Source organism: Pseudomonas reactans, assembly GCF_013385825.1.
In the GTDB taxonomy this organism is placed as follows: domain Bacteria; phylum Pseudomonadota; class Gammaproteobacteria; order Pseudomonadales; family Pseudomonadaceae; genus Aquipseudomonas; species Aquipseudomonas reactans.
In genome coordinates, this window is the sequence record NZ_JACAPG010000011.1 from 498,040 (window position 1) to 520,422 (window position 22,383).

A 22,383-nucleotide genomic window follows, 5' to 3' on the forward strand; every position below is an offset into this window, starting at 1 on the left:
AGCCGGCTCCTACAGGGGTTAACGTTCACACAGGGGATAGCGTTTAGACTTCAGGCAGGGTGGACCCACCGTCCACCACCAGGGTCTGCCCGGTGATGTAGCTGGCGAGGTCGGAGGCGAGGAACAGCATGGCCCCGGCGATATCCGCCGCCTCTCCCAGACGCCCAAGTGGCACGCGGCTGGCGATGCTGTCATTCAATGCGGCGTCACCCAGGTTACCCATCGCCGGCGTGGCGATCATGCCCGGTTCCACGCCATTGACCCGCACCTTCAACGGCGCCAGTTCCAGCGCGGCATTGCGGATAAACCCGTTGACCCCGGCCTTGGACGCCGCGTAATGGCTGAGGCCCGGGTAACCGACGCGGTTGCCGGTCACCGAAGAGGTCACCAGCACGCAGCCTCGGCCTTGTTCGCGAAACGCCGGCAACGCAGCCTGGGTCAGCCAGAACAGCGCCGCCAGGTTGACCGCCAATGTGCGATGCAGGATGTCCGGGGTAATGTCTTCAAAGGCCGTCAGCGGAAAATACCCGGCGTTGTGTACCAGGATATCCAGGCGTGGCAGCCGTTGAACGCACTCAAACACCGCTGTTGATTCGGCCAGGTCGACGCCGACCGCTTCAACCCGATAGCCCTGCGCGGACAACTCAGTCGCCACCGCCGCAGCCTGTTCCCGCTGCCGGTCGGCAATCACCACCCGAGCACCACGCTCGGCAAACGCCTCGACGATACCTCGGCCAATGCCCTGGGCACCGCCCGTGACCAACACCACTTGCCCGCTGAAATCCAGGTCAGTCATGGGCATTCTCCAAGTGCGCGAACGCCAGGGTGGGCACATCGACAATGCTGGAACCGCCATCGGCCACCAACGTCGCCCCGGTAATGATCGACGCATCACTGGACGCCAGGAAGCGACACACCGTGGCGATCTCTTCGGCAGTGGCCGCACGGCGCAGCGGCACGTCGGCGCAGACCCGGTCGTAGGCCTGCTGCAAGGTGTCGCCATAGGCGTCCATCAACGGCTGCATTTCCGCGTCGGCCATGGGCGTGCGCACCCAGCCGGGGCACACCGCGTTCACTCGCACACCGTGCGGCCCATAGTCCCGCGCCAGCGAGCGATTGAGCCCGAGCAACGCATGCTTGGCCGTGGTGTAGCCGCACACCTCGGGCCCCGCCGCCAGGGAGGCGATGGAGCCGATCAACACGATATTGCCCGCGCTTTCCTGCAACAGTGGCAAGCAGGCGCGGGCGCTATAGAACGCGCTGTCCAGGTTGCTGCGCAGGGCGCTTTCCCAGGTGGCGGGGCTGGTCTGGGTCGCGCTGCCCAGGCCATGCCCGCCGGCACAGGCCAGCAGCACATCGAGGCGTCCATAGTGCTCGCTGATCTGTTGGATAAACCCGTCCCAGGTCTGCGGGCAGGCGGCATCGCCCACCAGGATCAGGCCGCCAGTGTCCTGCGCGACCTGTTCCAATGGCTCACGGCGCCGCCCGATCAACACCAGGCGTGCACCTTCCCGGGCATACAACCGGGCACACGCGGCGCCGATGCCTGTGCCGGCGCCGGTGATCACCACCGTGCGCGGCTCAGTCATCGGGATACTCCGTGCGGTTGAGCACCTGGCAATACGAGCTGATGGGGAAGTTCGACAGCGCATCGAAGGACGCGCCCGCATAACCGAAGATCTTGCCGTCGCTGCCGTGCTGCTGCAGGTCGATCAGCACCAGGCCGAGGGTGGGCACGATCTTCTCCTGCCACACGAACAGGTACAACTGCTCGGCGATCTTGTAGTAGTGGCAGCGGTCGGTGTCGCACAGGCCTTGCTCTACGCCCTTCAAGCATTGCCAGGCGTAGAAGCGCTCGTTGAGGTAGATGTGTTCGTAGACTTCGCTGGGGCTGTAGCGGTACTGGTTACGCAGACCGACCAGTTCGTCGGTCGGTGCGTGCAGGCAGAGGCCGGCCTGCCAGGGGCGGTCGAGGCTGCCGTGGAGGAAGTCGACTTCGACCGAGGTCAGCGGTTTACCGGCGAGGGCGCGGTGATAGAGACCTTCGTGGGTCTCGGCCGGGTCCGGCAGGCGTCCGATCACCGCAGTGAATGAGGCGTTCGGCGTGTCCAGCACCAGGCTGATCGACCAGCTGTGCCCGGCCTCATGCTTGATGAAATCTACCAAGTACAACCCTGGGCGGATCGAAGTGGCGCGATACGCCGCACTGCCGCTGGAGTGGCCGTCGGCAGCTTGCCAGGCCAGGCTGTCCTGCTCGAAGCGGTGCTCGATCTGCCAGCCGTTGGCGAAGTGCAGTGTGAAGGTCTGGCCCGCCAATTCGGCGAGGTTGGGCAGGATGAACGCGTCCGGGGCGAAACCGTCGGCCAGCGCGCCGACGGTGATCCAGTCAGAAGAACTCGTCATGGCAACGCCTCCCTTACACGACGGCAAAGTAGTGTTTGACGAAGCTTTCGCTGACCACTTCCCACAGCACCGGCGTGCCCTTGGTCACGAACCAGCTATCGCCGCTTTTGTAGCGCGTTGTTTGGCCAGTGGACTCGTCGGTGAGCAGCACTTCGCCGGTGACCACCGTGGCCTGTTCGGCAAATGGGTAGACCATGCGGAACTTGCCCTGGGTGGTGCCGAAATAGGCGCTGCTGACCGGGTCGGTGGGCGCGCCGAAGGTCATCTTGCCGAAGGCACGCACTTCGCCTTCGAGAATCTGCGAGCCGAGGTCGGCCACGGTGCCCCAGGGGTCGAGTTCCGACAGCTGGATGTTGTGTTTGAGCGTAGTGAGGGTCATGGCAGTTGCTCCTGATGAGTAATGTAGGAGCCCGGCTTGCCGGCGATGGCGTCCTAACGATCGCCATCGCCGGCAAGCCAGCTCCTACAGAGGGACAAAGCGCCCAGGTGGGCGCAGGATTAGCGGCGCCCGTTCCAATAACCGGAAAGTTGGTGCCAGGATTTGCCCGCCGTCAGCAGCAAGGGCCGGATCGCGTCCTTGCCGAGGATGGTCGGGCGATGAATCGAGCTGACCAGGTCATAGCGCGCCGAGCCTTCGCTCATGCCTTCGGCCAGGACCTTGCAGATGATGTGGCTGGGGGTTACGCCGAAGCCGGAATAGCCCTGCACGAAAAACGCGTTGCTGCGCCCCGGCAAGGTGCCGATCTGCGGGAACAGGTTGGGGCTGCACGCCATCGGGCCGCCCCAGGCCAGGTCGATCTTCACGTCCTTGAGGTAGGGGAAGATCTTCAGCATGAGGTTGCGGTTCCACGCTTTGAGGTCGCCGGGAATGTGCTCCACCAGCGGCGTGGCGGCGCCGAACAGCAGGCGGTTCTCGTTGGTGACGCGGTAGTAGTCGATCACTGGGCGGATGTCGCTGTAGGCCCCGCGAATCGGGCTGATGCGCTGGATCAGTTCCTCGGACAATGGCTCGGTCATCATCTGGAACGCGTAGGTGTTGATGGTCGAGCGGTGCAACTCCGGCTCCAGCTTGTTGAGGAAACTGTCACAGGCCCACAGTAACTTGCTGGCGCGCACTGAACCGCGACCGGTGCGCACGGTGATGCGCTCGCCATAGCTGACCTCCAGCGCCGGGCTGTTCTCGAAAATCCGCACGCCATGGCTGGCCAGTGCGGTGGCTTCGCCCAGCAGCAGGTTCAGCGAATGCACGTGCCCGCCGCCCATGTGCAGCAAGGCGCTGCTGTAGGCCTTGGAACCGATGATCTGCTGCACGTCGGAACCGCCGAGAAAGCGGATCTCGTGCTGGCTGTTGATCGACTTGAAGTCCTTTTCCCAGGCGCGCAGGGTTTTTTCCTGGCGGGCGTTGAAACCCATGTAGCCGTAGCCGTGGCAGAAGTCCGCGTCGATGTTGTACTTGGCGATGCGACTCTTGATGATGTCGGCGCCCAGGTCGCTGATCTCGAACACCTGGCGCAGGCCGTCTTCGCCGACGTCCTTCTTGATCTTCTCCAGGTCATGGCCGATCCCCGCCATGATCTGCCCGCCATTGCGGCCGGTGCCGCCAAAGCCCAGGTAACGCGCCTCAAGCACGACGATATTGGTGATGCCTTTTTCCGCCAGCTCCAAGGCCGTGTTGATGCCGGAAAAACCGCCGCCGATCACCACCACATCGGCGTCGATGTCCTGTTCCAGGGTCGGGAAGCTGAGGTTGTATTTCTTGGTGGCGGTGTAATACGTGGGGGTTTCGATGTTGATCATGGCGCAGCCTGAAAAGGTGAAGGAAGGCTCTAAAGCGGATGCCTCCATTAGGGGCCCTGGCGGGGTGGAAGTCTTGATCCTGCGTGCCCAGGCTTTTGATTCTGCGCGCCATGGGCAGTGCGCTAGACAAGTTATAGCGCGCTCCTGGACTGGGAATGCTAGAGTTTCGTTAAATTATTAACTAAATCCGTCGTGACCCTGATCCTATGCTCAAACCTCGCCAGTCCCTGACCCTGACCCTGCTGCAAGCCCGCGAAGCCGCGATGAGTTTCTTCCGTCCGTCCTTGAACGAACACGGCCTGACCGAACAGCAATGGCGGATCATCCGCATCCTTGAACAGTACGGTGAGCTGGAGATCTACCAACTGGCCGAACTGGCCTGCATCCTCAAGCCGAGCATGACCGGTGTGCTGGTACGCATGGAAACCGCCGGCATGGTGCACCGGCGCAAGGCCGAGCAGGACCAGCGCCGGGTGCTGGTGACATTGGCCGACAAGGGCAAGGCGAGTTTCGAGTCCATGAGCCAATGCATGGAGGCCAACTACCAGCGTTTGCAGGATCAGTTGGGTGAAGAGAAGTTGCAGACCCTGTTGGGTCTGCTGGATGACTTGAAGAACATCAACCTCAGGCGTTGAGTCACCCCCCTGTAGGAGCCCGGCTTGCCGGCGATAGCGTCTTCAAGATCGCCATCGCCGGCAAGCCGGGCTCCTACAGGGGGTTAATACACGCTACCGGCGTGGGTTGGCGTGGGAACGCCTTTGAACTTACCGGCCAACGCCTGCAACCCGCGCATCAACACCGTGGTATCCACACCGACCGCCACAAACGTCGCGCCCAATTCGATATAGCGCCGCGCCAGGTTTTCATCGGCACTCAGAATCCCAGCCGCCTTGCCCGACTGCACGATGCGCCCGATGGCGTCTTCAATCGCCGCCTGGACTTCGGGATGGCCTGGATTGCCGCGATGCCCCATCGACGCACTTAAATCCGCCGGGCCTATAAACACACCGTCCACGCCCTCGACGGCGGCAATCTCGTCCAGGTTAGCCAGGCCCTCGAGGTTTTCGATCTGCACCAGCAGGCACATCTGTTCATCCGCCAAATCGAGGTAGCCAGGGATGCTGTTCCAACGTGAAGCCCGCGCCAACGCACTGCCCACACCCCGGATCCCTTGGGGCGGATAACGCATCGCGCTTACCAGTTCGCGGGCCTGGGCTGCACTTTCGACCATGGGCACCAACAGGGTCTGGGCGCCGATGTCCAGCAGTTGCTTGATCAACGCACTGTCGCCGATCACCGGGCGAATCAGTGCCTGGCTGGGGTAGGGCGCTACGGCCTGCAACTGGGCGAGCATGCCTTGCAGGTGGTTGGGCGCGTGTTCGCCGTCGATCAGCAGCCAGTCGAAACCGGCGTTGGCGGCCAGTTCGGCGCAATAGGCGTCGGCCAGGCCGAGCCACAGGCCGATCTGTACGTCGCCGTTGCGCAGGCGTTGTTTGAAGCGGTTGACGGGCATGTCCATGGCAATCTCCAGGGTTCAGACGAAGCGACAGGCAATCGAGCCGAGCAGGTCGTAGTCGACGTGGAAGGTGTCGCCAGGACGGGCCGCGACCGGGCGCGTGAACGAGCCGCCGAGAATGATCTGCCCCGGCAGCAGGGTCACGTCATACGGCGCCAGTTTGTTCGCCAGCCAGGCCACGCCTTTGGCCGGGTGGTTGAGCACGGCGGCGGAAACGCCGGATTCCTCGATCACGCCGTTGCGGTACAGCACCGCCGGCACTTTGCGCAGGTCGATCTCGGTGGGGCGCACGGCACGGCCGCCCAGCACCACGCCGGCATTCGCGGCGTTGTCGGAGATGGTGTCAAACACCTTGCGTGTTGCGTTGGTCTGCGGGTCGACCTGCTGGATGCGTGCGTCGATGATCTCCAGCGCCGGGATCACCCATTCGGTGGCGTCGAGCACATCGAACACCGTGCAGTTCGGGCCCTTGAGGGGTTTGCCGAGGATAAACGCCAGCTCCACTTCCACCCGCGGCACGATGAAGCGTTCGAAGGGAATGTCGCTGCCTTCGTCGAAGAACATGTCATCGAGCAGGGCGCCGTAGTCCGGTTCGGTGATGTTTGACGACACCTGCATGGCGCGCGAGGTGAGGCCGATCTTGTGGCCCTTCAGCGTGCGGCCGTCCCGGATCTTTTGCGCAACCCAGGCGCGCTGGATGGCGTAGGCGTCTTCAAGGGTGATGTCGGGGTAGTCGAGGGAAAACTGGCGCACCTGTTCGCGGCTGCGTTCGGCGCGGTCCAGGTGGGCGGCGGCGGCAAGAATTTGCTGGGAGTCGAGCATGGCAACGGTCCTTAACGGGGATTGACGATGGCGGCGTGGGTGCGCAGCACCAGCAGGCCGCCGAGGGCGATAAATGCAGCGAGTACGTACAGCGCCAGGCTGGCGCTCTGAGTGGCGTCGCGCATCCAGCCGATCAGGTAGGGCGCGAGGAACGCGGCGACGCTGCCGAACGAGCTGATCATTGCGATACCGGCCGCCTGGGTGGTGTTGGAGAGAAACGCTGGCGGCAGTTGCCAGAACATCGGCAAGGCCGCGCTGGCGCCCATGCCGGCGACCACCAACCCGCCCATCACCAGCAGAGGGTTGCCTGGCGCCAGGCCGGCCACGGCAATGCCGACGGCCGCCATCAGCAGCGGTACGCACAGGTGCCAGCGACGTTCGCGGTGGCGGTCGGACGAACGCCCGCAGCCGATCATGAAGAAACACCCGGCCAGGTACGGCACGGCGCTGAGCAGGCCGACCTGGCTGTCGCGGCCGATACCGGCGCCGTGGATCAGCGTGGGCATCCAGAACGCCAGGGTGTTCACCGCCAGCATCACCGCGAAATACACCGCCACCAGCAACCACACCTGCGGGTCGCGCAGGATGCCGCCGAACGAGGTGATGGTCTTGCGCTGTTCTTCACTGCGCAGTTGGGTGTGCAACTGAAGTTTTTGCTCGGCCGTCAACCAGTGCACCGAGTCGAAACCGTCCGGCAACCACTTGAGCACCACCAGCCCGAGCAGCACCACCGGCAGGCCCTCGATCAGGAACATCCATTGCCAGCCGCGCAGGCCGCCCACATCATGGAAGTGTTCGAGGATCGCGCCGGACAACGGCCCGCCCAGCACGCCGGCCATGGGTACGGCGATGGCAAACAATGCGGTGACCTGGGCGCGGCGGCGTGCCGGGTACCAGCGGTTGAGAAACACCAGGATGCCTGGGAAAAAGCCGGCCTCGGCCACCCCCAGCAGAAAGCGCAGCACGTAGAAGCCCTTGGCACTTTCTACCCACAGCATGCCGGTGGACAGCAGGCCCCACACCACCATCAGGCTGGCGATCCAGCGCCGCGGGCCGACGCGGTCCAGCGCCAGGTTGCTCGGTACGCCAAACAACGCATAGGCGATAAAGAACAACCCGGCGCCGAAGCCGTACACCGTGTCGCTGAAGTGCAGGTCGCTGCTCATCTGCATCTTGGCGAAGCCGATGTTGATGCGGTCCAGATGGGCGAACAGGTAACACACCAGCAACAGCGGCATCAGGCGCCAGGTCACTGAACGATGGGTGCGGTCATGCTCGGCCAGCACGCGGCTGGCAGTCGATTGGGCTGTGCTCATGATGTTGTACTTTTTGTCTGAGAGGCCGTGGATATGAGTCCCTGTAGGAGCTGGCTTGTTGTGGCGAGGGAGCTTGCTCCCGTTCGACAGCGCAGCTGGAGCCGGCTTTTTGGGGGCGCTTCGCACCCCAGCGCAAGCAAGCTTGCTCGCCACAACAAGCCAGCTCCTACAGGGTTCCGTGATCGGTGGGTAGCGTCGGGTTGTTCAGGAAAGCATGCACATTGTTCTGCTTGAAATTCAGCTGCGGGTGCAGCTCGACCATCTCGAACGACAGCGCCAACAAGCGTTGCGCCTGCAGCTCGGCGAAGTGTGTGGTGATCACCGCAAACAACGCCTCGGCTACCGCTTGGCGCGTGGCCAGGTCGCGACCGTGGCCGACCTTGAGGGTCATGTGCACAAACGCGTAGTCGTGCTTGCCGTCGGCCATGCGCCAGGTGTCCAGGCGCACGCCACGGCTGCGGATACCGCCGAGGGGGAACACGCCACTGTCTCCCAGCACGCGGTGGACCTGTTCAAACAGGCCGGGCAGGTCGGCCTGTTGTTCGATGTTGTCGGTGTACTCGGCGATAAAATGCGGCATGGGTTTCTCTCAGGTTTACAGCGGGAAAATCGCGTTGATCTGGCCGGTGCCCGAGCTGCCGAATGGCGGCGTAATGATCTCCGCCGCCTTGGCATAATCCGGCCCACCGAGCAGCCCCAGGAGCATGGCGGTGTCGTGCATCTTGCCTTCGCCGAAGCAGTGTTCGGCGTAGTCCGGCAGCATCGCGCAGAACTCCTTGAAGCGGCCTTGCTTCCACATTTCCACCACATGCAGGTCTACCTGCTTGTCGAACTCGCGGGTCCAGTTGTGGATATTCGCTTCGGCTTGGCGGTCATCCGAGAAACGGTGCGACAGTGAGCCGGAGGCCAGCACCAGCACCTTACGATCGCTCTTCTCGATGGCCCGGCGTACGGCGGCGCCAAAGGCAAAGCTGTCTTCCAGGCGATGCCAGGCGCACCAGGCGGCGATGGAAATGACTTTGAATTTCTCATCCTCCGGCACCCCCATGTGCATGTAGCGCATGGGCACCAGCGTGCCGTATTCCAGCTCCAGGCTCGGGATGTTATGGGCCATGCTGCGCACGCCGGCCGCGTTGGCCTCGGCGGCGATCAACTCGCCCAGCGCGGGGCAGCCGGGGTAGGCGTAGTCCATGTTCTTGATGAAGTGCGGCAGCTCGTTACTGGTGTAGGTGCCCTGGAACTGCTCGCCGCAGTTGACGTGGTAACCGCTGTTGACCAGCCAGTGCACGTCGAACACCACCGCCGTGTCGGCGCCCAGTTCGCGGGCGCGACGGCCGATTTCCTTGTGCCCGGCAATCGCCGCTTCGCGACAGCCGTGATGCTTGCCGGGCAGTTCCGACAGGTACATCGACGGCACGTGGCAGATCTTCGCCGCCAGGACCACTTCGCCCATGATGATTCTCCTGAATTATTGTTCTGGGTAGGAGCCGGCTTGCCGGCGATGGCATCAACCGGATGCACCTGACGCACCGCGTCGTTTGCATCGCCGGCAAGCCGGCTCCTACAGGGTTACACACCCCAACGCGGGATGTGATGGCTGCCCATGGAAATGCACACGTTCTTGATCTCGGCAAACACTTCAAAGCTGTACTGGCCACCTTCACGCCCGGTGCCGGAGCCCTTGACCCCGCCGAACGGCTGGCGCAGGTCGCGCACGTTCTGGCTGTTGATAAATACCATGCCGGCTTCAATCCCGCGCGCCAGGCGATGGGCCTTGCCGATGTCCTGGGTCCAGATGTAGGAGGCCAGGCCGTACTCGGTGTCATTGGCCAATTGCAGGGCCTCGGCTTCGTCCTTGAACGGGATCAAGCACACCACCGGGCCGAAGATTTCTTCCTGGGCGATGCGCATTTTGTTGTTCACATCGGCAAATACGGTCGGCTGGATGAACTGGCCTTTGCTCAAATGCGTCGGCAAGTTGGCCGGGCGTTCCAGGCCGCCGGCGAGCAAGGTGGCGCCTTCCTCGATACCGATCTTGATGTAGCCGGTGACCTTGTCGTAATGCGCCTGGGTGATCATCGAACCGACTTGGGTCTTTGGATCCTGCGGGTCACCGACGATCAGGCGTTTGGCGCGCGCTGCAAATTCGGCGATGAACTGCGGGTACACGCTTTCCTGGATAAAGATCCGGCTGCCAGCGGTGCAGCGTTCACCGTTCAGGGAGAAGATGGTGAACAGCGCCGCGTCGAGGGCGCGTTCCAGATCGGCGTCCTCAAAGATCAGCACCGGCGACTTGCCGCCCAGCTCCATGGAGTACTTCTTCAGGCCGGCGGTCTGCATGATCTTCTTGCCGGTGGCGGTGCCGCCGGTAAAGGAAATTGCCCGCACGTCCGGATGGCGCACCAGCGCGTCGCCGGCCGTGGCGCCGTAACCCTGGATCACGTTGAGCACGCCGTTGGGGATGCCGGCTTCCACCGCCAGGCGCCCCAGTTCATTGGCGGTCAGCGGCGACAGTTCCGACATCTTCAACACCGCCGTGTTGCCCAGTGCCAGGCACGGCGCGGTCTTCCAGGTGGCGGTCATGAACGGCACGTTCCACGGCGACACCAACCCGCACACGCCTACCGGTTGGTAGAGGGTGTAGTTGAGCATCTGGTCGTCCACCGGGTAGCTGTGGCCGTCCATGCGCGTGCAGACTTCGGCAAAGAAGTCGAAGTTGTGCGAAGCCCGTGGGATCAACACGTTCTTGGTCTGGTGGATCGGCAGGCCGGTGTCGAGGGTTTCCAACTCGGCCAGGTGCGGCACGTTCTGTTCGATCAATTCACCGAGCTTGCGCATCAGGCGTGCGCGCTCCTTGGCCGGAGTATTAGCCCACTTGGGGAAGGCTTCCTTGGCTGCCGCCACGGCCAACGCGACTTCTTCGGCACCGCCGCTGGCAACCTCACCTATCGCCTCGCCGGTGGCCGGGTTGTAGTTGATAAAGGTGTCTTTGCTTTCGACCTCGCGGCCGTTGATCCAGTGTTTGATCATGTTGCTTACGCCTCTTTCCGGGCGGAGAAGAACTCCGCCTCGCTGACAATTCGGTTGACCAGGCGGCCCACGCCTTCGACTTCCACCACCACTTCATCGCCTGGCACCACATCGGCCAGGCCCTCGGGCGTGCCGGTGGCGATCATGTCGCCCGGTTGCAAGGTCATGAAGCTGGACAGGTATTCGATGAGGTAGGGGATGTCGAAAATCATGTCGCGGGTGCTGCCCTCCTGGCGCAGTTCACCGTTGATCCAGGTACGCAGGGTCAGGTTGCCTGGGTTGGGCACATCGGCCACGTCGACGATCCACGGGCCGACCGGGGTAGTGGCGTCGCGGTTTTTCACGCGCAGGTTGGGGCGGTAGTAGTTTTCCAGGTAGTCGCGGATCGCGTAGTCGTTGCACACCGTGTAGCCGGCCAGGTAGTCCAGGGCGTCGGCACGTTTGACGTTGCGCGCGGCCTTGCCGATCACCGCCACCAGCTCACACTCGTAGTGCATGTAGGCGACGTTGTCCGGGCGCCAGGTGACCTGGCGGTGGCCGGTGTAGGTGCCGACGGACTTGATGAAGGCCAGTGGTTCGGTCGGTGGCGTAAAGGCCAGTTCGGCGGCGTGGTCGGCGTAGTTCAGGCCGAGGGCGAACATGTTGCCGGTGGCCGGGGGCAGCCACTCGACCTGGTCTTCCGCGAGCAGGCGACCGTCGTCCAGGCGCACGGCATTGTCGGCTTCGACCGTTACGGCGTGGATTTTATCTTCATAGCGGATGCGGGCGCGTTTCATGCTGGGGTCTCCGTCTGGATATGGCTGGTCAGGCGACCCACACCACTGATCTCGACTTCAACGGTGTCGCCGGGCACCACATCCACCCGACCTTCGGGCGTGCCGGTGATCAGCACGTCGCCGGGGTACAGGGTCATGAACTCGCTGATCTCTGCGATCAATTGCGGGATGTCCCGCACCCAGTTCGCGGTGGAGTTTTCCTGGCGCAGTTCACCATTGACCCACAGCTTGAGGCTCAGCTGGTTGGGGTTGTCCACCTGGTCCTGTGGCACGAACGCTGGCCCCAGCGCGCAGAACCCATCGCGACATTTGGCTTTGACGGCGGGGCGGTAGTAACTGTCTTCCGGCAGGCTGAATTCGTTGACCACCACAAAACCGGCCACATGGGCCATGGCATTGTCCAGGCTGACGCGGCTGGCACGCTGGCCGATCACCACGCCCAATGCCGGACCGGGTTGCAGGCGTTCGCCCTGAGGGTGCAGCACCACCGCATCGTGCTGATTACGTGTATTCGGGGTCTTGATAAACAGCACCGGCTTGGTCGGCGGCTTCTGGTAGGGCGCCTGCTGGAAGGCGGCGAGATGCTGGTCCAGCAGGCCCTGGTAGTTCAGCGCAACGCCGAACAGGGTGCCGCTGGCAACATCATGCAGGGTACGGCTCATGCGTTTCTCCTGGCGGTGGCGACTGCTGCATAGGCAGTTCGTTAAGTTGTTAACGTTATAATTAATATGTTAACTACCGTCAAGCGTGGCAAAATCCCTGGCATTCAAATAACAACAAGGGGGCAGCGTGCAGCCGATTCCCAATATCAATATCGGGCAGGTCTACGACCAGCGTTACAGCGATGCCGAGGTGCACTACGACAAGCTCGGCAACCTGGCGGGCTTTTTCGGGCGCAACATGCCCGTGCACCGGCATGACCGGTTTTTCCAGGTGCATTACGTGAAAAGTGGCGCGGTGCGGGTGTACCTGGACGACCGCCAGTATGTGGAGTCCGGGCCGATGTTCTTCCTCACGCCGCCCACGGTGCCCCACGCCTTTGTTACCGAGGCGGATGCCGATGGGCATGTGCTGACCGTGCGTCAGCAGTTGGTGTGGGGATTGATCGACGCCGACCCCAGCCTGGCGTCCGGCGCCGCCTGTGTGGCGCTGACGGCGGGTGACCAAGGCCTGGATCGATTATTCGAAGAGTTGAACGATGAGATCAACGCCGAGCGGGCAGGGCGCGCGGCGGCACTGGACAGCCTTACGCGGCTGATCATGATCCGCCTGCTGCGGCTGTGCGCCCACTCGTTACCGGCGCGCCCGACCCGCCACGAAGACCTGCGCATCTTCCATCGCTTCAACGAGTTGATCGAGGCGCACTACCTGGAACACTGGCCGCTGGCGCGTTATGCCGAGGGGATTGGCGTGACCGAAGCACGCCTGAATGAGGTGTGCCGGCGCCTGGCCGACCTGCCGTCCAAGCGCCTGATTCTTGAGCGCGTGATGCAGGAAGCCAAGCGCCTGCTGCTGTTCACCGGCAGTTCCGCCAACGAAATCTGCTACCAGCTCGGCTTCAAGGACCCGGCGTATTTCAGCCGGTTTTTCCTTCGTTATGCGCAGATGACGCCGGGGGAGTATCGGCTGCGGCAGTCGGGCTTGCGCTGACCTGCCACGCACCGCCCAGTGCGGTGTACAACTTCACCTCGGCCACCAGCTGTGCCAGGCGGTCGATGATCAGCGCCTGCTGCGAGCTGAACAGCGTACGTTGCGCATCCAGGAAGGTGAGGTTGCTGTCCACGCCGCTGCGGTAGCGGTGTTCGGCCAGGTTGTAATACTGCTGGTTGGCCGCGACGAAATCCCGTTGTGCCTCCAACTGGTTGGTATAGGTCTGCCGGGCCGCGAGGCCATCGGCGACTTCCTGGAAGGCGGTCTGGATGGATTTTTCGTACTGCGCCACCGTAATGTCCTTTTGCAGCTTGGCGTAGTCGAGGCTGGCGCGCAGGCTGCCGGCGTTGAAGATCGGCAGGTTGATCTGCGGCTGGAACGTCCAACTGCCGGAGCCGCCCTTGAACAGCCCTGACAGTTCCGTACTGGCGGTGCCGGCGTTGGCAGTGAGGCTCACTGACGGGAAAAACGCAGCGCGTGCGGCACCGATATTGGCATTGGCGGCGCGCAGTTGGTATTCGGCCTGGAGGATATCCGGACGGCGTTGCAGCAGGTCCGAAGGCAGGCCGGCCGGCACCCTTGCGACTAAGTCATCCGCCAGTGGGCGCGACGGCAGTTGTTCATCCACCGGGCCACCCACCAGCAGGGCCAGACTGTTGAGGTCTTGGGCGACCTGGCGCTCATAACGGGCCACGCTGGCGCGGGTGCTTTCGACGCTGGTACTGGCTTGCACCACGTCCAGTGCCGATGCCTTGCCGGCGGTTTTGCTGCGGCTGGTGAGGCGCAGGCTGTGTTCGTTGGCGACCAGGGTCTGGCGGGCCAGGGCCAGCAGTTCCTGGTCGGCGCGCCAGGTCAGGTAGGCATTGGCGACATTGGCGACCAGGCTCAACTGCGCGCTGCGCCGGGCCTCTTCGGTACCGAGGTAGGTGAGCATCGCCTGTTCGCTGAGGCTGCGGATGCGGCCGAACAGATCCAGTTCATAGGCGCTGATGCCCAGGGTCGCGGAATAGCTCGACGTGATGGCAGGCTTCCCCGTGCCGGTCACATCCCCCGGCAAACGCCGACGCTGACCGGCTCCGGTGGCAGAGACGGCCGGGAACAGGTCCGCGCGCTGGATGCGGTACTGCGCCTGGAACGCCTCGACGTTCAGCGCCGCCACCCGCAGGTCGCGGTTGTTGACCAAGGCCTCGCCAATCAACCGTTGCAACGCCGGGTCATGAAACAACTGCTGCCAGTCCGACGTGCCGGCCTGTGCCAGCGCGTACACCCCTTGCTGGGGATACTGCGCCGGCACGGGCGCCTCAGGCCGTTGATAATCGGGGATCAGCGAGCAGCCGCCGAGCAGCCCTGCCATCGCGAATGTGCTCAATTTATTCATCAGGCGCCAACCATCCATTTGGCCAGGCCATGTCGGCCACTCACGCCTAACTTGGCGGCGGCGCGCTTGAGGTAGGTTTCGATGGAGCTGTTCTTCACGCTGAGTTTCTCCGCCATTTGCGGCACGGTGCCACCGGTCAGCAGGCCCAGGCACACCTCTTGTTCGCGTGCCGACAGGGTGATTTCACCGAGGGACAAGCGCTTGTAGAACTCACGCTGCAATTGGGATTGCTCCAGCAAAGTGTGGGCCGGTTCGGCCGCGGGTTGCGGCGCCTGGCGCAGGCTCTGGGCATGGCACTCGATCAACGGCAGCAGAGTGTCCGACAGGCACTTGAGAAACGACAACTCGGCCAGGGAAAACCCGCGATGGTTGGGTGGGCGATAAAACGAAATCACACAGCGCCGGTTACCCTGGCGTGACACCAGGTTGCACTGGTGTGAGGTGCCACGCGGGAACACGCTCTTGGCCTTGGCCTTCAACTGGATCAGCAGTGGGTCCTGCATGCCGAGCATTTCCCGCAGCAACGGGTGGTCGTCCATGGAGTTCAGCACCAGCGGCGGCAGGTCCTGGGTCTGACCGGCGCTGCCGAGCAGCTTGATATCGAGCACGCGATCGCGCAGCGCGTCGAGGGTCCATTCACTGAGGTCCACCAGGTGGATCGGCACCCACTTGTCCACCAGGTGCAGCATGTGTGCGGCGAAGTCCGGGTGGCCACTGCTGGCAATCAACTCGCCCATTTCGGCATAGAAATTCGGGCTTTGCGGGTTGGCAATACTGCTGGTCAAACTCATAGCCATCTCATCCTTGATGTCGAAAACCGTCAACAGACTCTCTGGGCTTCTGCGGGGGCGATCCGTTGCTCACACACCAGAGTCGGTAGTCGAGATTGTATTTAGCCAGGGGATTCGTCCTACGTATGTAGCGGAAACGAGGGACACAACCTGCCATAAAAACCACGTCATTAATTCGACGTTTCTGAGAGGCAATTCCGGCCGAGAAAAACCATAAGAGGTTTTTAGAGTTAATTAACTATTTGATAATTAACAAAAATAATTAATTTTTAAAACAATCAATGAGAGCTGGCAGCGGTCAGGGATAGCCAATTTCCTACACAGCTTTAATCGTTTCAGCAATGAACCCTCAGCCAAGCCTGTTCCATCCATTTGGATGTCCGGGTTTAGGGTGTCAGACAGCCCCGATCCCTCATGCTCCAATCCGGCCTATTCGTCGTAATGGGCCTCCCTGCGCGGCCAGTGCCTGAACCCCATGAGAAGGATCTTATGAAGCATTCCTCCAGCTTCCCCCTTACTGCCGCCCAACAGGACATCTGGCTCGACCAACTGCGCGTGGGCGATTCGCCGCTGTACAACATCGGCGGCTATGTGGATTTTGCCGGCCCCATCGCGCAAGACCTGATGCAGCGCGCTATCGAGTTATTGGTGATCAAGCACGATGCGTTGCGCACGCAACTGCACACCGACGCCAATGGTTTGCCTCGGCAGACCTTCGCCACCACGTTGCCCGTCGACCTGGCCCTGCATGATGTTGTCGGCGAGCCTGATCCACAGGCCGCCAGCCAGGCGTTGATGCAGGCGCAAATGGCCCTGCCATTCACCCTGCAGGGCGCGCAGCTGTTTCGCTTCTTCCTGGTCAAGCTCGATGACGATCACTACCGCCTCGGCACCCAGGCCCACCACCTGATCCTCGATGGCTGGGGGTTTGGCCAGATGCTGCAATCCCTGGCCCGGCTGTACACCGACCTGCAGCAAGGCCGGCAACCGGAGCCGTTGGCGCCGTCCTATATCGACTTCATCGACGCGGATGAGCGCTACCACGCCTCGGCCCGCTATGCCCGCGACCGTGGGTATTGGCTGGGCAAATACCAGGTGCTGCCCGAGCCATTGCTCACGCCACGGCATACCGCCAGGATGTCCAGCAATACCTTGGTCCAAGGATTTCCGGTGGCGCTGCTCAACCGTATGGAGCAAGTGGCCCACCGTTACCAGGCCTCGGCATTTCATGTACTGCTGTCGGCAATGTATGTGTATTTCACGCGCACCGCCCAGCGCCAGGAGTGGGTGGTGGGGCTGCCGATTCTCAACCGCTCCAATGCGCGTTTTCGTTCCACCGTCGGGCTGTTCACCCAGGTCAGCGCCGTGCGTTTGCAGTTCGATGAGCAGTTGCCATTCAGCGCCGTGGTGCGTGGGGTGCGTGACCAGCTCAAGCAGGACTTCCGGCACCAACGGTTTCCCCTGAGTGAGATGAACCGTGAGCTGGGCCTGCGCCGCACTGATCGCAGTCAGTTGTTCGACCTTTCAGTGTCCTTCGAGCAGGACGACCATGAACTGCGCTATGGCACCACCGAGGCCCGAGCGGTCAAGGTGTCCAACCACCATGAGCCGTTGCCGCTGGCGATCCATCTGCGCAGCAACCGCTACCAGGACACCGCGTGCCTGCATTGCGTCTACAACGAAGCGTACTTCCAGCACGATGAAGTACTTGCCCTGGCGCAGCGCTTTACCTGGCTGCTGGAGCAAGGGTTGGAGGACGTCGCGCTGAAGATCAGCGATTTCTCCCTGGTGACGCCCGCCGAACAGGCCCAACTACAACACTGGAACGCCACCGCCCAGGCCAACACCACCCAGAGCAACGCACCGCTGCAAACCCTGCACGGCCGCATCGAAGCCCAGGCTGCACGTACGCCGGACGCTGTGGCTGCGGTGTACCAAGGCCGGCAGTTGAGCTACGCGCAGCTCAATCAGCAGGCCAATGCGCTGGCCCATCAACTGCTGGAACGTGGTGTACAGCCGGACGACCGCGTGGTGATCCTGGCGCGGCGCGGGTTGGAGACGTTGGTGGGGTTGCTGGCGATCCTCAAGTCGGGCGCCTGCTACGTGCCGGTCGACCCGGCCCATCCCGCCGAGCGCCTGAGCTATTTGCTGCAAGACAGCGATCCGGTGGTGGTGCTCACCCAGCACGATCTGCTGTCGCGTTTGCCTGCGCTGGAGGTGCCGGTGATCCAGCTGGATCGCCCGACCTTCCATCTGGGCACCAATCCCCGCGTGCCGGTCAGCGCCGCCAACCTCGCCTATGTGATCTACACCTCAGGCTCCACCGGCCTGCCCAAGGGCGTGATGGTCGAGCATCACACGGTCTCGAACCTGGTGGACTGGCATTGCCAGGCCTTCGACCTGCACGCCGGCAGCCACACCGCCAGTGTCGCCGGTTTCGGGTTTGACGCGATGGCCTGGGAAGTCTGGCCTGCGTTGTGCGTAGGCGCCACCGTGCACCTGCCGCCGGCCCACGACGGCGCCGAAGATATCGACGCGCTGCTCCGTTGGTGGCAGGCGCAGCCGCTGCAGGTGTGCTTCCTGCCGACGCCCGTGGCCGAGTACGCCTTCAGCCAGGGCCTGCAACACCCGACCCTGCGCACCCTGCTGATCGGCGGCGACCGATTGCGCTCTTTCACCCAGGCGCAGTCCTTCGCGGTGATCAACAACTACGGCCCCACCGAAGCCACGGTGGTCGCCACCTCCGGTCCCATGGAAGTAGGCCAGCCATTGCACATCGGCGCGCCCATCGGCAATGCGACGGTGTACTTGCTGGATGAACAGCAACGCCCGGTGCCCATCGGTGTACCGGGGGAGCTGTACGTCGGCGGCAAAGGTGTCGCGCGGGGTTATCTCAATCGCCCCGAGCTCAGTGCCGAACGCTTCCTCGACGACCCGTTTATCGAAGGCCGCATGTACCGCACCGGCGACCTCGCGCGCTGGCTGCCGGAGGGCAACCTTGAATACCTGGGGCGCAATGACGACCAGGTGAAAATCCGAGGTATGCGCATCGAACTGGGCGAAATCGAATCCGCCCTGGCCACCCATCCACAGGTACAGGAAGCCGTGGTGCAGTCACGCGATGGGCAATTGCTCGCCTGGTTCGTCCCCCGCGAAGCGGTGCAGATCGAAGCCCTGCGCACCCACCTGCAGGCCTCGCTGCCCGACTACATGCTGCCCGCCGCCTACACGCAACTGGATGCGCTGCCCCTGACCGCCAACGGCAAGCTCGACCGCAAGGCATTGCCCGCGCCGACCCAGGATGCCTTCGTCACGCGCCTGTATGAAGCCCCGCACGCCGGGGTGGAGTCCCTGTTGGCGCAACTCTGGGCCGAGCTGTTGCAGGTGCAGCAGATCGGGCGTCACGACCACTTTTTCGAACTCGGCGGGCATTCGTTGCTGGCCGTGCAGTTGGTGCAGCGCATGCGCCAGGTCGGGCTGCGTGCCGATGTGCAGGTGCTGTTCGGCCAGCCGACCCTGGCGGCCTTGGCGGCGGCCAGTGAATACGGCGAGATGGACGCGCCTGAGCTGGCCGAACTGGATCCTGAGAACCTGGCGCGCATTGTCGCGAGCATTCCCGGCGGCGCGGCCAACGTGCAGGACGTCTACCCGCTAGCGCCGTTGCAGGAGGGCTTGCTCTACCATCACATCACCGACGTGCACGATCCGTATCAGCAACAGGCGCTGTTCAGTTTTGCCCGGCGCGAGCAGTTGGACGCATTTGCCCAGGCCCTGCAACTGGTGATCAACCGCCACGATATCCTGCGCACCAGCCTGGTATGGGATGCCCTGGAGCAACCGATGCAAGTGGTGTGGCGCGAGGCACGGTTACGCGTTGAACCGTTGCACGAGGACCATGAACCGCTGGATTTGCGCCAGGCGCCACTCATGGCCCTGGACTATGCCGAAGAACCGCAGCACGAACGCTGGATCGCTCGCCTGCGCTTCCATCACCTGGTCAACGACGCCACGTCCACCACGATCCTGATGCAGGAACTCCGCGCCCATTTGCTCGGCCAGCAGGCACAACTGCCGGTGCCGGTGCCGTATCGCACTGTGGTGACGCAAGCCCGTTCGCCGGCACGTCAGGCCGGGCATGAGGCGTTCTTTCGCGAGCAACTGGGTGATGTCGACGAGCCGACGCTGGCCTTCGGCCTACAGGAACGCCAGGCGGATCGGGCGCACACCGATGAAGCCGAACGCGTGCTGAGCGACCGCCTCAACCTGAGCCTGCGTGCCCAGGCGCGCGGGTTGGGCGTGAGCGCGGCCAGCCTGTTCCATCTGGCCTGGGCCCAGGTGCTCAGACGCGTGGCGGGGCGCGATGACGTGGTGTTCGGCACCGTGCTGCTCGGCCGTTTGCAGGCGGGCGAGGGCGCCGACCGGGCCCTGGGCATGTTCATCAACACGCTGCCGCTGCGCGTGCGCCTTGCCGGTAAAAACGTGGCTGATGCCCTGCGCGATACTCACGCCCAGCTCAGTGCATTACTCGCCCATGAGCAAGCCTCCCTTGCGTTGGCTCAGCGTTGCAGCAGCGCGTCACCGCTCTTCAACAGCCTGCTCAATTATCGGCACACCGATGCCGAGCGCGACTTGACCCTGGTGCCGGGCATCGCCTTACTCAGCAGTGAAGACATTCTCAGCTACCCGCTGATGCTGACCGTGGATGACACCGCCAGTGGCTTCCAGATCAAGGCCAAGGCCCCACGTCAGGTCGGCGCAGAGCGCTTGTTGGATTATCTGGAAACCGTGCTGGTCAACCTGGTGGACACGCTGGAGCACGCACCGCAAACGCCACTGCGTGAAATTCAGGTTCTGCCCGCCAGCGAGTTGAACACCTTGCTGGTGGACTTCAACGCCACTGAAACCGCATACCCCGAAACCCTCACCGTGCAGGCGCTGTTTGAAGCCCACGCGCGGCACATCCCCCATGCGGTGGCGGTGCAGGCCGGCGAGTTGCAACTGACCTACCGCGAGCTCAACGAACGCGCCAATCAACTGGCCTTCCACCTGCGCGAGCGCGGGGTGCAACCGGACGCCCGCGTGGCGCTGTGCGTCGAGCGCGGGCTCGACCTGGTGGTGGGCTTGCTGGCGATCCTCAAGGCCGGCGGCGCCTACGTACCGCTGGACCCAGGCTATCCGCGCGAGCGCCTGGCCTACATGCTCCACGACAGCCAACCGGTTGCGCTGCTGGTGCACGCGGCGACCCGCGATTTGCCGGGTGAGGTGTCGATCCCGGTGATCGACTTCGACCACTGTGCCTGGAGCCAGGCGCCCATCGGTAATCCGTTGGTGCCGGGCTTGAGCGTCACCAACCTGGCCTACGTGATGTACACCTCGGGCTCCACCGGCACGCCCAAGGGCGTGATGATCGAGCACCGTGGTCTCGGTAACCTGATGCATTGGGGCTCGCAGCTGTGCCCCAACGCCGAGGGCGGCGCGCTGTTGCAACGGGCGCCCTTCAGCTTCGACGGCTCGGTATGGGAATTGTTCTGGCCGCTCACCAACGGCATGCGGTTGGTCCTTGCCCGGCCTGATGGGCATCGTGAGCCTGCGTACCTGGCGCAGGTGATTCGCGAACAGCAGATCAGCGTGATCAAGTTCGTGCCGGCCATGCTCCAGCAGTTTCTTGAACTGGAAGAATCTGCCCTGTGCACCAGCCTCACTGACGTGCTGTGTGGCGGCGGTGAACTCACCGAAGCCCTGGCCCGTGGCGTGCAGGCGCGCTTGCCCAAGGTGCGCCTGCATAACGTCTACGGGCCAACCGAGGCCACGGTGGACAGCAGCGCCTGGATCCTGGAGCCCGGCGCGCCGGTGCCTGCGCTGCAACTGCCGATTGGCCGGGCGATCAACAACACGCGTCTGTATGTGCTCGACGAACACGATGCGCCTGTGCCGATGGGTGTCAGTGGGCAGTTGCATATCGGTGGGGTCGGCGTGGCCCGTGGCTATCTGGGGCTGGAGCAGATGACCGCCGAACGGTTTATCGACAGCCCGTTTGTTGACGGCGACCGGCTGTACCGCACTGGCGATCTGGTGCGTTACCTGCCGGACGGCAACCTTGAGTTCCTGGGGCGTAATGACTTCCAGGTCAAACTGCGCGGTGTGCGCTTGGAGCTGGGGGAAATCGAATCAAGGTTGATGGCGCATCCGGCGTTGCGGGAAGTGGCGGTGTTGATTCGGGATGAGCGTTTGGTCGCCTATTTCACTGTGCGTGGGGAGGCGCCGAGCCTGGAAGCCTTGCGCGTGCATGTGCTGGAGCAGTTGCCGGAGTACATGGTGCCGGCGGCGTTTGTGCTGTTGGATGAGTTGCCGCTCAACCCTGCTGGCAAGCTTGACCGCAAGGCGTTGCCGGAGCCGGGGTTGGAGTCGGTGGTGAGTCGTGCCTATGAGGCGCCGGTGGGGGAAGTTGAGACATTGATGGCCGGTATTTGGGCTGAGGTGCTGAAGCTTGAGCGGGTGGGGCGGCATGACCATTTCTTTGAGTTGGGGGGGCATTCGTTGTTGGCGGTGAATCTGGTGGCGCGGATGCGCAAGGCGGGGTTGGGGGTGGATGCGCGGACGTTGTTCAGTCATCCGACGTTGGCGCAGTTGGCGGCGCAGACGGCGACGCAGGTGGAGCGGGTGGAGGTTCCTCAGGCGGCCATTCCTCAACTTAACCGGCGTCGCAGGATCTGACGGTGTACATATCCATTTCTGCGGTAAGGGCGGCTATTGGTTCCGCCCTTACGGCGGCTCACTTTGCAAAAGCGGCAAAGTAAGCAAAACGCTCTTGCCCCAACACTCGGCACCTCGCTTAGGCTCGGTGTGCCCGTAATCCGACAGTGATTTGGGGGGCCGCCGCCACGCGCCATCCATGGCGCGGGGC

Annotated in this window: 18 protein-coding genes; 3 read left to right on the forward strand and 15 right to left on the reverse strand. The window is 63.2% G+C overall.

Annotated features, from left to right (window positions below):
* Nucleotides 1-43: 43 nt before the first annotated feature.
* The 5 genes from HX868_RS13870 to HX868_RS13890 all read right to left on the reverse strand — a co-directional run bounded on the left by HX868_RS13870 (nucleotide 44) and on the right by HX868_RS13890 (nucleotide 4,200).
* Entirely contained in the window at nucleotides 44-796 is a 753-nt protein-coding gene (locus HX868_RS13870) for an SDR family oxidoreductase (RefSeq protein WP_425504225.1), read from the reverse strand.
* Entirely contained in the window at nucleotides 789-1,589 is an 801-nt protein-coding gene (locus HX868_RS13875) for an SDR family NAD(P)-dependent oxidoreductase (RefSeq protein ID WP_177003248.1), read from the reverse strand. Before HX868_RS13875 ends, HX868_RS13870 begins: the two co-directional genes overlap by 8 nt.
* A complete protein-coding gene (locus tag HX868_RS13880; protein ID WP_177003249.1) occupies nucleotides 1,582-2,403 on the reverse strand; it encodes a molybdenum cofactor biosynthesis F family protein in 822 nt (273 codons plus the stop codon). Before HX868_RS13880 ends, HX868_RS13875 begins: the two co-directional genes overlap by 8 nt.
* Nucleotides 2,404-2,416: 13 nt before the next feature.
* Nucleotides 2,417-2,782 (reverse strand): cupin domain-containing protein, encoded by a 366-nt coding sequence (locus HX868_RS13885; RefSeq protein ID WP_177003250.1) that lies wholly within the window; start codon nucleotides 2,780-2,782, stop codon nucleotides 2,417-2,419.
* Between the two features lie 119 nt (nucleotides 2,783-2,901).
* Nucleotides 2,902-4,200, reverse strand: a complete 1,299-nt coding sequence (locus tag HX868_RS13890; protein ID WP_016978428.1) for an NAD(P)/FAD-dependent oxidoreductase — start codon at nucleotides 4,198-4,200, stop codon at nucleotides 2,902-2,904.
* A gap of 206 nt (nucleotides 4,201-4,406) precedes the next feature.
* Between HX868_RS13890 and hpaR the strand changes: the two genes are divergently transcribed.
* Nucleotides 4,407-4,835, forward strand: coding sequence for a homoprotocatechuate degradation operon regulator HpaR (hpaR, locus tag HX868_RS13895; RefSeq protein ID WP_028617034.1), 429 nt, complete (start codon nucleotides 4,407-4,409; stop codon nucleotides 4,833-4,835).
* An 83-nt stretch (nucleotides 4,836-4,918) separates the two neighbouring features.
* Here the strand turns inward: hpaR and hpaI are convergent, their stop codons facing one another.
* The 8 genes from hpaI to HX868_RS13935 form a co-directional block, all read right to left on the reverse strand.
* On the reverse strand, nucleotides 4,919-5,719 hold the full coding sequence (gene hpaI, locus HX868_RS13900; protein WP_177003251.1) for a 4-hydroxy-2-oxoheptanedioate aldolase: 801 nt from the start codon (nucleotides 5,717-5,719) through the stop codon (nucleotides 4,919-4,921).
* A 15-nt stretch (nucleotides 5,720-5,734) separates the two neighbouring features.
* Complete coding sequence (gene hpaH, locus HX868_RS13905) at nucleotides 5,735-6,538, reverse strand: 2-oxo-hept-4-ene-1,7-dioate hydratase (RefSeq protein ID WP_177003252.1); 804 nt, start codon at nucleotides 6,536-6,538, stop codon at nucleotides 5,735-5,737.
* Between the two features lie 11 nt (nucleotides 6,539-6,549).
* Nucleotides 6,550-7,854 carry an MFS transporter gene (locus HX868_RS13910; protein WP_177003253.1) on the reverse strand — a complete coding sequence of 435 codons (1,305 nt, stop codon included), beginning with the start codon at nucleotides 7,852-7,854 and terminating at the stop codon, nucleotides 6,550-6,552.
* 166 nt (nucleotides 7,855-8,020) lie between these two features.
* Nucleotides 8,021-8,434: a tautomerase family protein gene (locus HX868_RS13915; protein WP_177003254.1), complete on the reverse strand. Its 414-nt coding sequence runs from the start codon at nucleotides 8,432-8,434 to the stop codon at nucleotides 8,021-8,023.
* Between the two features lie 15 nt (nucleotides 8,435-8,449).
* The gene (gene hpaD, locus HX868_RS13920) at nucleotides 8,450-9,307 is read right to left on the reverse strand and encodes a 3,4-dihydroxyphenylacetate 2,3-dioxygenase (protein ID WP_016978423.1); all 858 of its coding nucleotides are present in this window, start codon (nucleotides 9,305-9,307) and stop codon (nucleotides 8,450-8,452) included.
* A gap of 116 nt (nucleotides 9,308-9,423) precedes the next feature.
* Nucleotides 9,424-10,884, reverse strand: a complete 1,461-nt coding sequence (hpaE, locus tag HX868_RS13925; protein ID WP_177003255.1) for a 5-carboxymethyl-2-hydroxymuconate semialdehyde dehydrogenase — start codon at nucleotides 10,882-10,884, stop codon at nucleotides 9,424-9,426.
* A 5-nt stretch (nucleotides 10,885-10,889) separates the two neighbouring features.
* Complete coding sequence (locus tag HX868_RS13930; RefSeq protein ID WP_177003256.1) at nucleotides 10,890-11,660, reverse strand: fumarylacetoacetate hydrolase family protein; 771 nt, start codon at nucleotides 11,658-11,660, stop codon at nucleotides 10,890-10,892.
* Entirely contained in the window at nucleotides 11,657-12,322 is a 666-nt protein-coding gene (locus tag HX868_RS13935; protein ID WP_177003257.1) for a fumarylacetoacetate hydrolase family protein, read from the reverse strand. The genes HX868_RS13930 and HX868_RS13935 overlap by 4 nt, the downstream gene beginning before the upstream one ends.
* 127 nt (nucleotides 12,323-12,449) lie before the next feature.
* Between HX868_RS13935 and hpaA the strand changes: the two genes are divergently transcribed.
* Nucleotides 12,450-13,310, forward strand: coding sequence for a 4-hydroxyphenylacetate catabolism regulatory protein HpaA (hpaA, locus tag HX868_RS13940; protein ID WP_177003258.1), 861 nt, complete (start codon nucleotides 12,450-12,452; stop codon nucleotides 13,308-13,310).
* Here hpaA and adeC read toward each other — a convergent pair.
* Complete coding sequence (gene adeC / locus HX868_RS13945) at nucleotides 13,237-14,688, reverse strand: AdeC/AdeK/OprM family multidrug efflux complex outer membrane factor (protein WP_177003259.1); 1,452 nt, start codon at nucleotides 14,686-14,688, stop codon at nucleotides 13,237-13,239. The genes hpaA and adeC overlap by 74 nt on opposite strands.
* Nucleotides 14,688-15,479, reverse strand: coding sequence for a helix-turn-helix transcriptional regulator (locus HX868_RS13950; RefSeq protein WP_177003260.1), 792 nt, complete (start codon nucleotides 15,477-15,479; stop codon nucleotides 14,688-14,690). The genes adeC and HX868_RS13950 overlap by 1 nt, the downstream gene beginning before the upstream one ends.
* Before the next feature lie 489 nt (nucleotides 15,480-15,968).
* Between HX868_RS13950 and HX868_RS13955 the strand changes: the two genes are divergently transcribed.
* Nucleotides 15,969-22,193: a non-ribosomal peptide synthetase gene (locus HX868_RS13955; protein WP_177003261.1), complete on the forward strand. Its 6,225-nt coding sequence runs from the start codon at nucleotides 15,969-15,971 to the stop codon at nucleotides 22,191-22,193.
* Nucleotides 22,194-22,383 lie beyond the last annotated feature (190 nt).

Bases quoted from the DNA above. Each gene is read 5' to 3' on its own strand.
- HX868_RS13870 (WP_425504225.1), bottom strand. From the start codon at position 796: ATGACTGACCTGGATTTCAGCGGGCAAGTGGTGTTGGTCACGGGCGGT.
- HX868_RS13875 (WP_177003248.1), bottom strand. From the start codon at position 1,589: ATGACTGAGCCGCGCACGGTGGTGATCACCGGCGCCGGCACAGGCATC.
- HX868_RS13880 (WP_177003249.1), bottom strand. From the start codon at position 2,403: ATGACGAGTTCTTCTGACTGGATCACCGTCGGCGCGCTGGCCGACGGT.
- HX868_RS13885 (WP_177003250.1), bottom strand. From the start codon at position 2,782: ATGACCCTCACTACGCTCAAACACAACATCCAGCTGTCGGAACTCGAC.
- HX868_RS13890 (WP_016978428.1), bottom strand. From the start codon at position 4,200: ATGATCAACATCGAAACCCCCACGTATTACACCGCCACCAAGAAATAC.
- hpaR (WP_028617034.1), top strand. From the start codon at position 4,407: ATGCTCAAACCTCGCCAGTCCCTGACCCTGACCCTGCTGCAAGCCCGC.
- hpaI (WP_177003251.1), bottom strand. From the start codon at position 5,719: ATGGACATGCCCGTCAACCGCTTCAAACAACGCCTGCGCAACGGCGAC.
- hpaH (WP_177003252.1), bottom strand. From the start codon at position 6,538: ATGCTCGACTCCCAGCAAATTCTTGCCGCCGCCGCCCACCTGGACCGC.
- HX868_RS13910 (WP_177003253.1), bottom strand. From the start codon at position 7,854: ATGAGCACAGCCCAATCGACTGCCAGCCGCGTGCTGGCCGAGCATGAC.
- HX868_RS13915 (WP_177003254.1), bottom strand. From the start codon at position 8,434: ATGCCGCATTTTATCGCCGAGTACACCGACAACATCGAACAACAGGCC.
- hpaD (WP_016978423.1), bottom strand. From the start codon at position 9,307: ATGGGCGAAGTGGTCCTGGCGGCGAAGATCTGCCACGTGCCGTCGATG.
- hpaE (WP_177003255.1), bottom strand. From the start codon at position 10,884: ATGATCAAACACTGGATCAACGGCCGCGAGGTCGAAAGCAAAGACACC.
- HX868_RS13930 (WP_177003256.1), bottom strand. From the start codon at position 11,660: ATGAAACGCGCCCGCATCCGCTATGAAGATAAAATCCACGCCGTAACG.
- HX868_RS13935 (WP_177003257.1), bottom strand. From the start codon at position 12,322: ATGAGCCGTACCCTGCATGATGTTGCCAGCGGCACCCTGTTCGGCGTT.
- adeC (WP_177003259.1), bottom strand. From the start codon at position 14,688: ATGAATAAATTGAGCACATTCGCGATGGCAGGGCTGCTCGGCGGCTGC.
- HX868_RS13950 (WP_177003260.1), bottom strand. From the start codon at position 15,479: ATGAGTTTGACCAGCAGTATTGCCAACCCGCAAAGCCCGAATTTCTAT.
- HX868_RS13955 (WP_177003261.1), top strand. From the start codon at position 15,969: ATGAAGCATTCCTCCAGCTTCCCCCTTACTGCCGCCCAACAGGACATC.